A 14,574-nucleotide genomic window follows, 5' to 3' on the forward strand; every position below is an offset into this window, starting at 1 on the left:
GACATCGCAACACACATCGGAATCCACCATGTCCCCCACCACCTCCCCCAGGCCCCTCTTCAGCGGCAAGGCCGCCTTCGTCACCGGCGGTTCGCGCGGCATCGGCGCCGCCATCGTGCGGCGTCTCGCCGAGGACGGCGCCGCTGTCGCCTTCAGCTACGCCAGCAACGATGCCGCAGCCAGGGACCTCGTCGCGAGTATCGAAGCGGCCGGCGGGCGCGCGCTCGCGCTGCGCGTCGACAGCGCCGATGCGGATGCGCTGCGCTCGGCCATCGACCAGGCTGCGGGTGCGTTCGGCCGGCTCGACATCCTGGTCAACAACGCAGGCGTTCTCAAGCTCGGTGCCGTCGACCAGATCTCGCTCGACGATTTCGACCTCACGCTCAACATCAACGTGCGCGCCGTCTTCGTCGCCATCCAGGCAGCGCTGCGCCACATGGGCGAGGGCGGCCGCATCGTCAACATCGGCAGCACCAATGCCGAGCGCATGCCCTTTGCAGGCGGCGGCGTCTACGCCATGAGCAAGTCTGCACTCACCGGCCTCGTGCAAGGATTCGCGCGCGACCTCGGGCCGCGCGGCATCACGATCAACAACGTCCAGCCCGGCCCCGTCGACACCGACATGAACCCGGCCGATGGCCCGATGGCTTCCACCATGCACAGCTTCATGGCCGTTCCCAGACACGGCCGCGGCACCGAGATCGCCGGCATGGTCGCCTACCTCGCCGGGCCGGAGGCCGGGTTCGTGACCGGCGCGAGCCTCAACATCGACGGCGGCTTCGCCGCCTAGGCACCGGGCGATCTCATCCTCGAAGAGGAGGGGCTCTGCAGAGCGCCCGGGCCGCCTCGGCAATCTGCGCGACGCCCACGCGCGACTGCGCTTCGAGCACCGGCGCATAGCCCACCGGAATGCGCGGCGCGCCCACTCGCGCGATCCGGCAACCGGTGGCCTCGGCTGCGCTCGCGGCGATCTCGGCGCCGAAGCCGGCCGCCTGCACCGCCTCGTGCACTACCAGCAACCGCCCGGTGCGCGCACACGACCCCAATACCATCGCGCGGTCCCAAGGCCACAGGGTGCGCAGGTCGATCAGATCGACCGCGATGCCCTCGGCGGCGAGCACATCGCAGGCGGCGTTGCAGGCCTGCAGCTGTCGGCTCCAGCTGACCATCGTCAGCGCATCGCCCCGGCGCAAGGTGGCGGCCTGTCCGAGCGGCATGTCCAGCGACTCGTCCACCGCGGCACGCAGGTTCCACAGGTTCTTGTGCTCGATATAGACCACCGGGTCGCCGCACTGCAGCGCCGCGCGCAACAGCGAATGGTTGTCCTGCGGCGTCGACGGGCACACCACCACCACGCCCGGCAGGTGCGCGAACCAGGCTTCGAGCGACTGCGAATGCTGGGCGGCCGACGCATCCCAGATGCCGCCCGGCATGCGCGCCACCAGCGGCACGCGGCCCTGACCGCCGAACATGAAGCGGTTCTTGGCGGCCTGGTTCACCAGCTCATCCATGCCGCACAGCGCGAAGTCCACCACCCGCATCTCGACCACCGGCCGCAGCCCTGCGAGCGCCATGCCCACGCCGGCGCCCATGATCGCGGCCTCCGAGATCGGCGTGTCGATGACGCGTTCGACGCCGAAGCGCTGCTGCAAGCCTTGGTACTGGCCGAAGATGCCACCGCGGCCCACGTCCTCGCCAAGCACCACCACGCGCGCATCGGCTTCCATCTCGCGCCGAAGGGCCAGCGCGGCGGCCTCGGCATAGCTGAGCGCCTGCACGGCGGGCAGCGCGTCACGGCCCGGTGCCACGTCGCTCGTCATGTCCATTGCCCGGCCCCCGTGGTCTGCACGTCCGTGAAGGCCGCCGCGGCCTCGGGCCAGGGCGCGGCATCGGCCGCGGCCACGGCAGCCTCGACCTCCTGCCGCGCGTCGTGCTCGATCGCATCGAGCAAGGCCGCGTCCAAGCCCTCGGCCAACAGGCGCGCGCGGGCATGCGCGAGCGGATCGGTCCGCAAGGCCGATGCCAGTTCGGACGGATCACGGTACGCGGCTCGATCGACCGACACATGGCCTTTCACCCGGTAGGTCAGTGCATGCAGCAGCCGCGGCCCCAGGCCCGCGCGCACTGCCGCCACGTGCGTGCGCGCTGCCGCGTGCACGGCGAACACGTCGTTGCCGTCCACCCGCGTCGCCACGATGTCCAGCGCATGGGCGCGTGCGGAGGCCCCGTCGCCCGCGATCATGGGACCGCTCGCGGTGGTTGCGCTCCAGCGGTTGTCCTCGCAGACGAAGAGCACCGGCAAGCCGTAGACGCGGGCCCAGTTCAACGATTCCAGAAAGGGGCCGCGGTTGATCGCACCGTCGCCGAAGAAGCACACGGTGATCGCCGCCTTCTTCTGCAGCTTCTGCGCATGCGCCGCGCCCACGGCGATCAGCAATCCGGCCGCGACCACGCCGTTGGCGCCCAGCATGCCCACCGAGAAGTCGGCGATGTGCATGGAGCCGCCCTTGCCGCCGTTGAAGCCGGTGGCCTTGCCGAAGAGCTCGCACATCATGCGCGTGAGGTCCGCGCCCTTGGCCAGCGTGTGGCCGTGGCCGCGGTGCGTGGAGGTGAGGTAGTCCTCTTTCGTGAGATGGGCGCAGACGCCCGCCGCCACGGCCTCCTGTCCGGTCGACAGGTGCAGCGGGCCGCGCACCCGGGCCGTCCCTGCGGCTTCCTGGCCATAAGCGCTCACGCCGCCCTGGCTCGCCGCCTCGGCGGCATTCTCGAAGGCGCGGATGCGCTGCATCGTCCGGTAGAGCGCCAGGCGCTCGGCTTCAGGAAGGGGTGGGTTCATCCCGACGGGTTCTCCTGCTGCCAGCCGCGCAGGCGCCGGTACAGCGTGCCGCGCGACACGCGCAACTGGCGCGCGGCCTGCGAGATGTTGCCGCCGTGCGCGGCCAGCGTGTCCTCGATGAGCTTGCGGCTGTGGTCGCGCAGCGTCGTGTCGCTGCCGGCCGCAGCTTCGGGAGCCACGGGCTGCGGCGCCTCGATCGCGGGCGGGCTTGCGTTCTCGACGCGCGTCACGCCCACGGCATGCCGGAAGTCCACGCCGTCGTGCCCCTGCAGCCGCACCTGCAGCCACACGCCCAGCCCGCTCGCGAGCCGCACCGGCTGCGCCGCCTCGCGCCGCCCCAGGCGCAGCAGCGCCGCGAGCTCGAGCCCGAACACCCGCTCCACATCGCGCGGCCCGCCTTCGGGCAGCCGGCCGACCAGGCGCGCGCCGGCCGCGTTGAGCCAGTCGACGCGGCCGTCGGGCCCCACGCCGGCCAGCGCTTCGAGCGGTGTCGCCAGCAGGGCCGGGCTCGCCTGGAAGCGCAGCACCAGCCCGTCGGGCGACTGCGCCAGCAGCAGCCGGTTCTCGATGGTGGTGGCGTAGAGCGCCACCATCGTGGCGGCGTCGAAGCCGAAAGGCCGGGCCTCCGCCGTGATGTCCAGCACCGCGGCCAGCCTCCCGTGCACGTCCCGGATCGGCGCGGCGGCGCACTGCATCTCGCGCAGGTAGTCGAAATAGTGCTCCGCGCCATGCACCGCGCAGGCCTGGCCGGTGCAGGTCACGATGCCCGGTGCGGTGGTGCCGACCACGCTCTCGGCGATGTTCACGCCCAGCCGCGCCGTCTTGCGCAGGATGGGCTGCTGCGCGCCCGCGGGGTGGTGCGTCACATGCACGATCACGCCCTGCGCGTCGGTCAGCAGCACGCGCGAGTCGGTGCCGGCGAGCGAGCTCTCCATGCTCTGCAGTTCGGCACGCGCGGCATCGAGCAACTCGCGGTTGCGGTTCAGCGTCGCGTGCAGCCGGCTCGGCGTGACGGCATCGAAGGCGATCATCCGGTCGCGGTCGCCGTGCGCGCGCGTGCAGCGCATCCACGACTGCAGCACCGCCTCGCCGACCAGGCCCGACGGGCGAACCCCTTCCTCGAAGAACTGCTGGCGCGCCAGCGCCACGCGCTCCGCGTGCGTGCGCGAGAACAACTGCCGCGGACCGCCGGCGGCGCTGCTGCGGCGCGAGGGCAGGGACATGGGGTTTTCTCCTCCGGATGGGGCGATTCGAATGCCGGTCGAATGTGTTCCGCAATGGAACACTCGGGCGCTAGGGAAATCCCGAGGGTGAACAAAGCCAGCCGGCGAAGGATTCTTCGTCCCACAACGACACCGGAGACCCCACGATGACGAAGCTCCATGCCGCGCTTGCGCTCGGCGCCTTGCTGTGCCTTGCCATGGCGCCCGCGACGGCGCAGGACAAAGGCTCCGCAGACCACATCAAGGCCGCCACCGGCCGCGTGGACGGCGCCTTCATCCGCGCCAACGCGGCCAAGACGCCCGACTGGCCCAGCCATGGCCTCGACTATGCGGAGACCCGCTTCAGCAGGCTCGACCAGATCAACGCCGGCAACGTCAAGGACCTGGGCCTGGCCTGGTCCTACGACCTCGAGTCCACGCGCGGCGTCGAGGCCACCCCGCTGGTGGTCGACGGCATCATGTACGTCAGCGCCTCCTGGAGCGTGGTGCATGCGATCGACGTGCGCACCGGCAAGAAGATCTGGAGCTTCGATCCGAAGGTGGACCGCTCCAAGGGCTTCAAGGGATGCTGCGACGTGGTGAACCGCGGCGTCGCGCTCTACCAGGGCAAGGTCTTCGTCGGTGCATTCGATGGCCGCCTGATCGCGCTCGACGCCGCGACCGGCCAGCCCGTCTGGGAGAAGGACACGCTGATCGACCACAAGCGTTCCTACACCATCACCGGCGCGCCGCGCGTCTTCAAGGGCAAGGTCATCATCGGCAACGGCGGCGCCGAGTACGGCGTGCGTGGCTACGTCACCGCCTACGACGCGAATTCCGGCGAGCAGAAGTGGCGCTGGTTCACCGTGCCCGGCGATCCTTCGAAGCCCTTCGAGGATGCCTCCATGGCCAAGGCCGCCAAGACCTGGGACCCTTCCGCCAGGTATTGGGAATCCGGCGGCGGCGGTACCGCGTGGGACACCCTCGCCTTCGACCCCGAGCTCAATCTCATGTATGTGGGCACCGGCAATGGCTCGCCCTGGGCGCGCAGCAAGCGCAGCCCCAAGGGCGGCGACAACCTCTATCTCGGCTCCATCGTCGCGCTCAACCCCGACACCGGCAAATACGTCTGGCACTACCAGGAGACGCCCGGCGACAACTGGGACTACACCTCGACCCAGCCGATGATCCTGGCCGACCTGAAGATCGACGGCAAGCCGCGCAAGGTCATCCTGCATGCGCCGAAAAACGGCTTCTTCTTCGTCATCGACCGCACCAACGGCAAGTTCATCTCCGCCAAGAACTTCGTCGATGTCAACTGGGCGACCGGCTACGACGACAAGGGCCGCCCCATCGAGGTCGCCGCCGCGCGCGAGGGCGACAAGCCCGGCGACAGCATCCCCGGACCCTTCGGCGCGCACAACTGGCATTCGATGTCCTTCAATCCGCAGACCGGCCTCGCCTACCTCCCCGCGCAGAACATCCCGTTGAACCTCATGGACGACAAGGACTGGAAGTTCAACGAGAACAAGCCGGCCCGTCCGCATGCTGCACTGGGCTGGAACACGGCGATGTTCGTCAATGTCGAGCCGCCCAAGAGCAAGCCGATCGGCCGCCTGGTCGCCTGGGACCCGGTCGCGCAGAAGGAGGCCTGGGCCGTCGAGCACGTGTCGCCCTGGAACGGCGGCACGTTGACGACAGCCGGCAACCTGGTGTTCCAGGGCACGGCGGACGGCCGCCTGGTCGCGTACAACGCGAAGACTGGCGAGAAGCTTTGGGAGACCGCCACCGGCACGGGCGTGGTCGCCGCGCCCGCCACGTACATGGTGGACGGCAAGCAGTACGTCTCGATCGCCGTCGGCTGGGGCGGCGTCTATGGCCTCGCAGCGCGCGCCACCGAGCGCCAGGGGCCGGGCACCGTCTACACCTTCGTGGTCGGCGGCAATGCGCCGAAGCCGGAGTTCGTGCAGTACCGCATGGACAAGCTGCTGCAGGGCGTGAAGTACGACCCGGCCAAGGTGCCCGACGGCACCCTGCTCTACGTCAGCAACTGCGTCTTCTGCCATGGCGTGCCGGGCGTCGACCGGGGCGGCAACATCCCGAACCTCGGCTACATGAACGCGGCCTTCATCGAGAACCTGGACAAGTTCGTCTTCAAGGGCCCGGCCATGGAGCGGGGCATGCCCGACTTCAGCGGCAAGCTGAGCGCCGAGGACGTGGAGAAGATCAAGGCCTTTATCCAGGGGACGGCGGACGCCATTCGGCCGAAGTAGCTGCCGCGCTCGTGACAACGGCGCCGAGAGGCGCCGCGTCGATGGGAGGGGTGGTTCCTGATTTACCTGCCGGGGCCGCCACCACCACCCGGGCCGCCGCCACCGGGGCCACCACCGCCCGGACCGCCACCACCGCCGGGACCGCCACCACCGCCGGGGCCACCACCGCCGGGACCGCCACCACCGCCAGGGCCACCACCGCCGGGACCGCCACCGCCGGGACCGCCACCACCGCCAGGGCCACCACCGCCGCCGGGGCCGCCACCAGCACCACCGCCTGCGCCACCACCGGCACCACCTGCGCCACCACCGGCACCACCTGCGCCGCCGCCAGCACCACCTGCGCCGCCACCGGCACCACCTGCGCCGCCGCCAGCACCACCTGCGCCGCCACCGGCACCACCTGCGCCGCCACCAGCACCACCTGCGCCGCCACCGGCACCACCTGCGCCGCCACCGGCACCACCTGCGCCGCCACCAGCACCACCTGCACCACCACCAGCGCCACCGCCAGCACCGGCACCACCACCAGCACCGGCACCACCGCCAGCACCGGCACCCGCACCGCTACCAGCTCCGGCACCACCGCCAGCACTTCCACCCGCGCCGCTGTCGCCTCCCCCGGAAGCTCCCGCTCCGCCGGCGGCAAAGACAAAGCGGTCGTTGTAGCCGACGCCCGGCCCCTTCGAATTTCCGGAACGTGCCACCGAGCCCGAGCCGGATGGCCTCGCATTCAGGCAGGCAGCTTCGCCGAAGGGGTTGTAGCGGTCGCAGTTGCCCGGGGAAATCGAGCCCCGGGGCACGGCGGCCTGAATCTGCGGAGCCGGCATTTGCCGGGGCCGGGCCTCTGCGGTCGCCGGCCGCGGCGCAGTGACCGGCTGCTGAACCAAGGCGGACAGCGCCCGACCGTCGACGTCGCCCTGGGCCCTGGGCTCGGCGGCCCTGGCCGGCTCAGCGAGTTTCATGGGCTCGGGCGGCCTGGCAGGCTCGGCGAGTTTCATTGCTTCGCTGCCCCTGGCCGGCTGGGCCGGTCTGCGATGGGCATCCGCTCTCGCAGCCGCCGGGGCCTTGGCCGTCTCGACGGGCGCCGTCCTCTCAAGGGGAACGGGCGTCGCTTCGGGTGGCGCGGCTTCTAGGACGGCGGGGGGCGTAGCTGCTGCCGTCTCGACAGGCGAAGAAGGCACCGCGTCATCCTGCAGACGCGGCGCAGGCTGAGCCGTCGAAGTCGTCGGTTCGGTCGCAGCTGTCGGTCCCGTCGGTTCCGTTGCAGCCGTCGCCGCTGTCGCACCCGTCGGTTCCGTTGCACCCGTCGGTTCCGTCGCGGCCGTCGGTCCCGTCGCAGCTGGCGCGGCAACGCGTGCTTCCATCTTCGACGCCGGCCGCGGGTCTGGCTCGCGCCTGGCCTCGGTCACCGGCGCGGCGGGCTGGGAAGGCACGGTCGCTGCCGTTCGGCGCTCCGGCTCCGCCGCCGGCTTCAACGCACTCGTTGCCGGAAGCGATTGCGCGGGCCGGCCTGGCGGCGCCGAGCGGCCGAGATACCAGAGCACGAAGGCGACGTGCGACACGGCCAGCACGATCAGCAGCCATACGATGGAGGCATCGACGCCCGGCGGGACGGGAATTCCCAGCACGCGTCGAGCCGTCCTGCTCCCGTGCTGCTTGCGCACCGGCGGCCACGCGTCCAGCGCCGCGCCAGGCGCCGGCCGCGCGTGCGGATCGCTGCGCGCCTTTTCCGTGTTCGTCTCGATCGGTTCGGTGACGCCATGAGGCAACAGCTTGCGCGCGCAATGCCGGCAGTACTGGGCCGTGTCCCTGTTGAGCGTCTGGCAGGATTCGCAGACGCGCGTCAGCTGGTGCGGCGGAATGGCCGGCCCGGGCGGCGTCCAGTCCGTCCAGTCGGGCTGTCTCGGCGGCGTGCGCGATAAGGGCGGGGCGTCCGGGAGCAACGGCTCGTTGGCGGCCGGGGCGGGCGCGTGATCGAAAGGCGAGCGGACTGCCGCTTCGCTCATGCCGGTGACCGGCTGGTTGGCTTTGGTTCGCATGGCATCGGACCGGTGACGACCGCTACCAGACGTTGCCGAGCGCCGTCGCACCCGCCAGCGAGTTGATGACGAGCCAGAAGGCCGCCAGATCCCATGTCCATCCGCGCCTCAGCGCCATGCGCGCCTCGCCGAGCGGCACCGCCGTGTCGCGCGCGGGCTGTTCGCCATAGAACGCCGGCAGCTTGTGAGAGCAGCCCTTGCACAGTCGCGCGCCGCCGAGATTGATGGTGCTGCATGCTTCGCAGATCTCTACCGAGACCGCGCCCGTTCGGACCATTGCCAGGTCGATCAGGCTCCCAAAGGCGACGTCCGAGGGGCCCGACGGACGGGCGGAGGCGACAGAGGTCATGGCTGCGCTCCTCGAGAAGGAAGGATGGGTGGCGGCCAGCGAAGCCGGCGCTCGAGCCGGTGCTCCGCGATCGCCAGTCTTGCGAAGGTCAGAAGCTGTTCGTCCGTGGGCCCCGGGCCTGCGCCGTCCACGTACCGCCCGAAAGCCTCGGCGATCTTGGCCTGCACCGCTTTCCTCGCGCGCATGGCAGTGATCCAGTCGCTGCGGACCTTCTTCTCGCGCGGCTCCGCGGAAGTGCGCGCCGATGCCCTCGCGTACCGGGCGGCGCCGTTCGCGCGATCGCCCAGCCAAGCCACCGAGCCCTTGTTGTGTGTGACAGACTTTGACATTTGTGCCTCTGCGATCGACGGAACGGGCATGTGAAAACTTCACATCAATAATGCTCTTGTCTTATAGTCACAGCCACCGTTGTGTCAGACGGTTACGCATCTCATCGTCCCTTTGGTAACCGCATGTCAATGACCGTCTTCTTCTGCACTGGAGAGCACCGTGTCGCCTAAGACCTTGCGCGCCCTGTTCGAGATCAGGCTTCGCTGGTCCGACGAAGTCGTGCAGGAGCAGCCTGCCCGATGCGACGGTCTCTGGCTTCCCGACCTACCCCGCAACCGAATCCTTCTCAACGAGGCCATGGCCTTGGGTAACAGGCTTTATGGCGACGAAACGCACTGGATCGAGCAGCGCCAGGCCTGACAAAGGCGGCGCAGCCATGCAGGTCGGGGGCGCGGGCCCGCCGGCCGAGGGCACGATGGGCTGGGCGCTCGAGGCCTGCGCACGGGTCATGCGTCCCATGATCCGCCTCGCGCTTGCGCTGGGCCTCAAGCACGCGCAGCTCGAACTGATGCTGCGCGAGCTTCTGATCGACGAGGCGCGCCGGGCCTGGCTCGACAAGGGCGTCGAGCCGAACCTCAGCCAACTTTCGGTGACCACCGGATTGAATCGCAAGGCGGTGACGGCTAAGGTGCGTGAAGCAGAAGAACCCCTGCCGCACACCGAGATGTCGGCCGCGGCCAAGACCCTCACACTCTGGCTCCAGATGTCCACCGACGACCCTGCCTTGCTGAGCTTGCCGATCACGGCAGGAGGCGAGACGGCCTCTTTCGAGGCGGTGGCCCGGCATGCCAGCCGCGGGAACGTGCATCACCGCACCATCCTCGACGAGCTGGTGCGGCTGAACATGGCCACCGAGCGCGAAGGCCGCGTCGACCTGAACGCCGCCGGATTCGTGCCCGCCACGGACATGAAGGGGATGCTCTCTTTCCTCGGCGACAACGCGCGCGACCATCTCCTGGCCGGCGTGAGCAACACGCTGGGCGCGCCCAAGCCCTTGCTCGAGCGCTCGGTGTTCGCCACCGGCATCTCGCTCGAGGATTGTGAGCGGATCCACCAGCTGGCACGGCAGCGCTGGAGCGCGCTGCACCACGAACTGACGCGCGAGATGACGCGTGCCTTCGAGGCGGCGGAGAGCACGGCCTCGGGTCGCATCCGGGTCGGCATCTACACCTACTATGAAGACGCCGGGGACGTGGCAAAAGCGTCCCCTGCGCCTGCCTCGAAACCATCGGATAAAAAAGCATGAAGTACGCATTCCTGCGCGCCGGCTTGCTGGCGCTGTCGACCGCGCTGCTGCTCTCGTGCGGTGGTGGCGGTGGCGGGGGGGCTGCCTTCGGGAATGTCGGCACCGCGGGATCGGGGACGGCGCTGATATCGGGCGAGGGGAGCCCGTCGGCAGGCGGGGCCGACGGCCAGGGTGGTGCAGCGACCGGCTCCGACGCAAGCGCGTCCGGCGCCGGCGGAACAGGCACGAGCGCCGGCGGCACCAGCACCGCCTCCACCGCCGGCGATGGATCGGGCGTGGGGTCCGGCGGCACCGGCGTGAGCACCGCCGATGCATCCGGCGTCGGCGCGGTCGACGGGGCCGGCAGCATCATCGTCAACGGGCTGCGCTACGACACCGACACCGCCATCCTGAACATCGAGGATGCGGCCGCACTGCAGCTGGGCATGAGCGCGAAGGTCACGGGCCCGTTCAACGCCGACTTCACGAGCGGCGTCGCCCGCCGCGTCGATTCCGCCGCGGATCTGCGCGGGACGGTGTCCTCGATCGATCTCACGCAGGGCAGCTTCGTCATCCTCGGCACCACGGTGACCACGGACAGCGCCACCGTGTGGGCCGATACCAGCGGTCTTGCCGCCCTCGTGCCCGGCAGCACGCTGCAGGTGTGGGGCCTGCCGGGCGCACCCGGCGTCCTGCGCGCCACGCGCGTGGCGCAGCGCGGCCCCTCCGCGGCCATCCTCACCGGCACGGTGCAGAACCTCGACGTCCTCCGGCATACCTTCACCCTCGGCGGCTTGACGGTCGACTATGGCGCGGCCGTGATTGCCGGCAGCCCGGACGGCAGCGCCCTGGCGAATGGCATCCTGGTGCGCGTGCGCGCGAATGCCGTGCTGCCGGGCCGCCTGCCGGCCACCCTCGTGCAGTGGTGGTATCCCGTGCCGCGGGCGAATGCCACGCCGGTCCAGATCGCCGGCATCGTCACCGACTACGCCGGCCTGGGGTCGCTGCGCGTGCTCGGCGTCCCGGTGAACGCCTCTTCGGCGACCATCACCGGCGGCCTTGCCAGCGCAGTGGGCAACGGCGTCAAAGTGGAGGTCGGCGGCGTCATGTCCAACGGCGTCCTGCAGGCCACGAAGCTCAAGATCCGCAACGTGCCGGGCACCGGCGGGCCTTCGTCCTTCAACCTGATCGGCGCCATCGGCAACTTCAGCTCGGCCGCGAGCTTCTGGGTGAAAGGCCAGCCCGTCGATGCCAGCGGTGCGGGCGTCGTGTTCGTCAACGGCACCGCGGCAAATCTCGGAAATGGCGTCAACGTCAACGTCCTGGGGTCGCAGGTCGTGAATGGCGTGCTCATCGCCACGCGCGTCACATTCGAGTGACGCGCCTTTTCACGGACATGCCCGCGCAAAAATCGCCCTTCGATCCGGAAGACGCCGCGGGAAATGCCGGCACGGCCGGTCTGCGAAAGGGCCTGACCAGCTATGGCGACCAGGGCTTCTCGCTCTTCCTGCGCAAGGCTTTCATCAAGGGCGCCGGCTACACCGACGCGGCGCTCGACCGACCCGTGATCGGCATCGCCGGCACCGGCAGCGCCTACAACCCCTGCCATGGCAACGCGCTGCAGCTCATCGAAGCCGTCAAGCGCGGCGTGATGCTCGCCGGCGGCCTGCCGATGGAGTTCCCGACCATCTCGGTCCACGAGAGCTTCGCCTCGCCGACCAGCATGTACCTGCGCAACCTGATGGCAATGGACACCGAGGAGATGGTGCGCGCGCAGCCGATGGACGCCGTCGTCCTCATCGGCGGCTGCGACAAGACGGTGCCCGCGCAGCTGATGGGCGCCGCATCGGCCGGCCTCCCGGCGATCCAGCTCGTCACCGGCTCGATGCTCACCGGCAGCCACCGCGGCGAGCGCGTCGGCGCGTGCACCGATTGCCGCCGCTACTGGGCGAAGTACCGAGCGGGCGAGATCGAGGCCGAGGAGACCGTCGACGTCAACAACCAACTGGTGGCCAGCGTCGGCACCTGCTCCGTCATGGGCACCGCCAGCACGATGGCCTGCATCGCCGAGGCGCTCGGCATGACGGTGCCTGGCGGCGCGTCGCCGCCCGCCGTCACGGCCGACCGCATCCGCATTGCCGAGCAATCCGGCGCGCAGGCCGTGCAAATGGCGCGCGACGGACTCACCATCGACAAGGTGCTGACGCCCGAAGCCTTCGAGAACGCGATGCGCGTGCTGCTGGCGATCGGCGGCTCGACCAACGGCATCGTCCACCTCACCGCTATCGCGGGCCGCATGGGGCTGGATGTCGACCTCGCCGCGCTCGACCGCATGGGCCGCGAGACGCCGGTGCTGCTCGACCTCAAGCCCTCCGGCCAGCACTACATGGAAGACTTCCATCGAGCCGGCGGCATGCCGGCCCTGCTGCGCGAACTCAAGCCGCTGCTGCAGCTGAATGCCCTGACCGTCACCGGCCGCACGCTGGGCGAGGAGCTGGAGCGCGCCGGCGCGGGCTTCGCGCAGGACGTGGTTCGCACCATCGCCGATCCGATCTATCCGCAGGGCGGCATCGCGGTGCTGCGCGGCAATCTCGCGCCCGGCGGCGCCATCATCAAGCAGTCCGCCGCCGACCCGGCGCTGATGGAGCACGAAGGTCGCGCTGTCGTCTTCGAGAACGTCGGGGACCTGGCCCGCCGCATCGACAGCGACGCGCTCGACGTGACGCCGCAGGATGTCCTGGTGCTGAAGAACATCGGCCCCAAGGGCGCGCCCGGCATGCCCGAGGCCGGCTACCTTCCCATCCCGCGCAAGCTCGCGCGCGCCGGCGTCAAGGACATGGTGCGCATCTCCGATGGACGCATGAGCGGTACCGCCTTCGGCACCATCGTGCTGCACGTGACCCCTGAATCGGCCATGGGCGGATCCCTGGCCCACGTGCGCAACGGCGATCGCATCCGGTTGAGCGTCTCGAAACGCGAGATCGCCTTGCTGGTGTCCGACGACGAACTCGCCCGCCGCGCGAGCGAATCGCCGGTCGTCGCGCCCAGCGCCGAACGCGGCTACCGCAAGCTCTTCCTGCAGACCGTAACGCAGGCCGACCGGGGCGTGGACTTCGACTTCCTGCGCGCACCCCGGACCATCGGCAAGGTCCCGCGCTGATATCGCAGCGCCGGCCGCGCGATGAGTGCGTTCGCGTTCATGTCTTCATCCGCAACAGCGCCATGAAACGGCTGTCGAGGGGCAGTTGCCGTCGATCCGAAACGCGCGGCGCAGGAAGCCTCGGCCTCATCGCCTTTTTCACGTGAAGCCTGCACTCGTCGGCCACTGACGGTCGGTAACAGCTCGGTCGACTGAATACATTGGTTTGCGGATCGCCTTGTTCCACAATCGGGAGTCGAACAAGACGGAGCGTCGACATGAATGAACCCTCCGACAGGGCGGCACCGCGGCTGCGGGAGCGCCGAGACCTGTTGCATCGACTGTGGGCACTGGCGACGGTCGGCATCGCATCTGGAACCGCAACGCTCACGGCCTGTGGAGGCGGTGGCGGGGGCGGTGGCGGCGGCGCAGTGGCTGCCGCGGCGATCGCCACGGCCGGTGCTGCTCCTCCCGCTCCGCCTCCTGCCCCTGCACCCGCGCCTGCACCGGCGCCTGCGTCTGGTTCCGACGCGCCAGGCCTCGGCGCACATGCGCTCGCCTTCAACCGTGATGAAGTGACGTCCTCGTCCTTGCCCATCTCCGGCGTGACCACGCGCCCGTCCGGCAGCACCCTGCTGGTCTGCATCGGGCGGGGCGTGCTGGCGGACTCCGCGCCGACGGACAACGCGGGCAATGTCTTCGTCCAGCTCGGCGTGCCGCACACCTACACGCTCTGGCCGAGCTCGGGGACGGCCTTGTATGCCTGTGCGCAGGCCCGGGGCATGGCAGGGCACGTGGTCACTGCGGCGAAACCCAAGGTCACCGACGAAACGACCCTGACCCTTGTCGAGGTCGCCAACGGTGGTGTCATTCGCGATGTGCAATGGCGGGAGGTGCTGTCGGGCCAGCCCCTGACCAGCGCCAGTGTCAGCACCACCGGCCCTGCGCTGCTCGTCGCCTGGTGGTGGGGCGATGCCGGTGTCGACCTGGACAAGACGGCCGTGCCGGACAACGGCTTCACCGTGATCGATTCGGTGCTGGCGTCAGGGGCACTGGTGCAGTGCGCCGTGGCCGTCAGGCAGGTGGACGCGGCCGGCAGCTACAACGTGACCTGGACCTCGACGCCGCAGCAGGGGGCGCAGCTCTGGCTCGTTGCCGTTCAGGCGGCTTGAGGCGAG

Annotated in this window: 13 protein-coding genes; 7 read left to right on the top strand and 6 right to left on the bottom strand. The window is 70.0% G+C overall.

Features of this window, described 5'->3' with window-relative positions:
• Window positions 1–28: 28 nt before the first annotated feature.
• On the top strand, window positions 29–790 hold the full coding sequence (locus J2739_RS08020) for an SDR family oxidoreductase (RefSeq protein ID WP_309900303.1): 762 nt from the start codon (window positions 29–31) through the stop codon (window positions 788–790).
• 13 nt (window positions 791–803) lie between these two features.
• Here the strand turns inward: J2739_RS08020 and J2739_RS08025 are convergent, their stop codons facing one another.
• From J2739_RS08025 to J2739_RS08035, 3 genes are read right to left on the bottom strand one after another with little or no spacing between them, the layout of a single operon-like run.
• Window positions 804–1,826, bottom strand: a complete 1,023-nt coding sequence (locus J2739_RS08025) for an alpha-ketoacid dehydrogenase subunit beta (protein WP_309900305.1) — start codon at window positions 1,824–1,826, stop codon at window positions 804–806.
• A complete protein-coding gene (locus J2739_RS08030) occupies window positions 1,817–2,836 on the bottom strand; it encodes a thiamine pyrophosphate-dependent dehydrogenase E1 component subunit alpha (protein WP_309900307.1) in 1,020 nt (339 codons plus the stop codon). Before J2739_RS08030 ends, J2739_RS08025 begins: the two co-directional genes overlap by 10 nt.
• Window positions 2,833–4,059 carry a helix-turn-helix domain-containing protein gene (locus J2739_RS08035; RefSeq protein WP_309900309.1) on the bottom strand — a complete coding sequence of 409 codons (1,227 nt, stop codon included), beginning with the start codon at window positions 4,057–4,059 and terminating at the stop codon, window positions 2,833–2,835. The genes J2739_RS08030 and J2739_RS08035 overlap by 4 nt, the downstream gene beginning before the upstream one ends.
• Before the next feature lie 146 nt (window positions 4,060–4,205).
• Here J2739_RS08035 and J2739_RS08040 point away from each other — a divergent pair, with 146 nt between their 5' ends.
• Window positions 4,206–6,311 carry a PQQ-dependent dehydrogenase, methanol/ethanol family gene (locus tag J2739_RS08040; protein ID WP_309900310.1) on the top strand — a complete coding sequence of 702 codons (2,106 nt, stop codon included), beginning with the start codon at window positions 4,206–4,208 and terminating at the stop codon, window positions 6,309–6,311.
• On the opposite strand, the gene J2739_RS08045 is transcribed toward J2739_RS08040, so the two are convergent.
• From J2739_RS08045 to J2739_RS08055, 3 genes are all read right to left on the bottom strand, one after another.
• Window positions 6,274–6,966 (bottom strand): hypothetical protein, encoded by a 693-nt coding sequence (locus J2739_RS08045; protein WP_309900312.1) that lies wholly within the window; start codon window positions 6,964–6,966, stop codon window positions 6,274–6,276. The genes J2739_RS08040 and J2739_RS08045 overlap by 38 nt on opposite strands.
• 1,409 nt (window positions 6,967–8,375) lie before the next feature.
• A complete protein-coding gene (locus J2739_RS08050; RefSeq protein ID WP_309900314.1) occupies window positions 8,376–8,702 on the bottom strand; it encodes a hypothetical protein in 327 nt (108 codons plus the stop codon).
• Window positions 8,699–9,031: a hypothetical protein gene (locus tag J2739_RS08055; protein WP_309900316.1), complete on the bottom strand. Its 333-nt coding sequence runs from the start codon at window positions 9,029–9,031 to the stop codon at window positions 8,699–8,701. Before J2739_RS08055 ends, J2739_RS08050 begins: the two co-directional genes overlap by 4 nt.
• 160 nt (window positions 9,032–9,191) lie before the next feature.
• On the opposite strand from J2739_RS08055, the gene J2739_RS08060 reads away from it, so the two are divergent.
• From J2739_RS08060 to J2739_RS08080, 5 genes are all read left to right on the top strand, one after another.
• Entirely contained in the window at window positions 9,192–9,392 is a 201-nt protein-coding gene (locus J2739_RS08060) for a hypothetical protein (protein WP_309900318.1), read from the top strand.
• A gap of 16 nt (window positions 9,393–9,408) precedes the next feature.
• Window positions 9,409–10,278, top strand: a complete 870-nt coding sequence (locus J2739_RS08065) for a DUF6502 family protein (RefSeq protein ID WP_309900320.1) — start codon at window positions 9,409–9,411, stop codon at window positions 10,276–10,278.
• Window positions 10,275–11,636 carry a DUF5666 domain-containing protein gene (locus J2739_RS08070; RefSeq protein WP_309900322.1) on the top strand — a complete coding sequence of 454 codons (1,362 nt, stop codon included), beginning with the start codon at window positions 10,275–10,277 and terminating at the stop codon, window positions 11,634–11,636. The genes J2739_RS08065 and J2739_RS08070 overlap by 4 nt, the downstream gene beginning before the upstream one ends.
• Before the next feature lie 17 nt (window positions 11,637–11,653).
• Window positions 11,654–13,417 carry an IlvD/Edd family dehydratase gene (locus J2739_RS08075; protein WP_309900324.1) on the top strand — a complete coding sequence of 588 codons (1,764 nt, stop codon included), beginning with the start codon at window positions 11,654–11,656 and terminating at the stop codon, window positions 13,415–13,417.
• 257 nt (window positions 13,418–13,674) lie between these two features.
• Window positions 13,675–14,568, top strand: coding sequence for a hypothetical protein (locus J2739_RS08080; protein WP_309900326.1), 894 nt, complete (start codon window positions 13,675–13,677; stop codon window positions 14,566–14,568).
• Window positions 14,569–14,574: the final 6 nt, after the last annotated feature.

It is taken from the genome of Variovorax soli, assembly GCF_031454625.1.
In the GTDB taxonomy this organism is placed as follows: domain Bacteria; phylum Pseudomonadota; class Gammaproteobacteria; order Burkholderiales; family Burkholderiaceae_C; genus Variovorax; species Variovorax soli_A.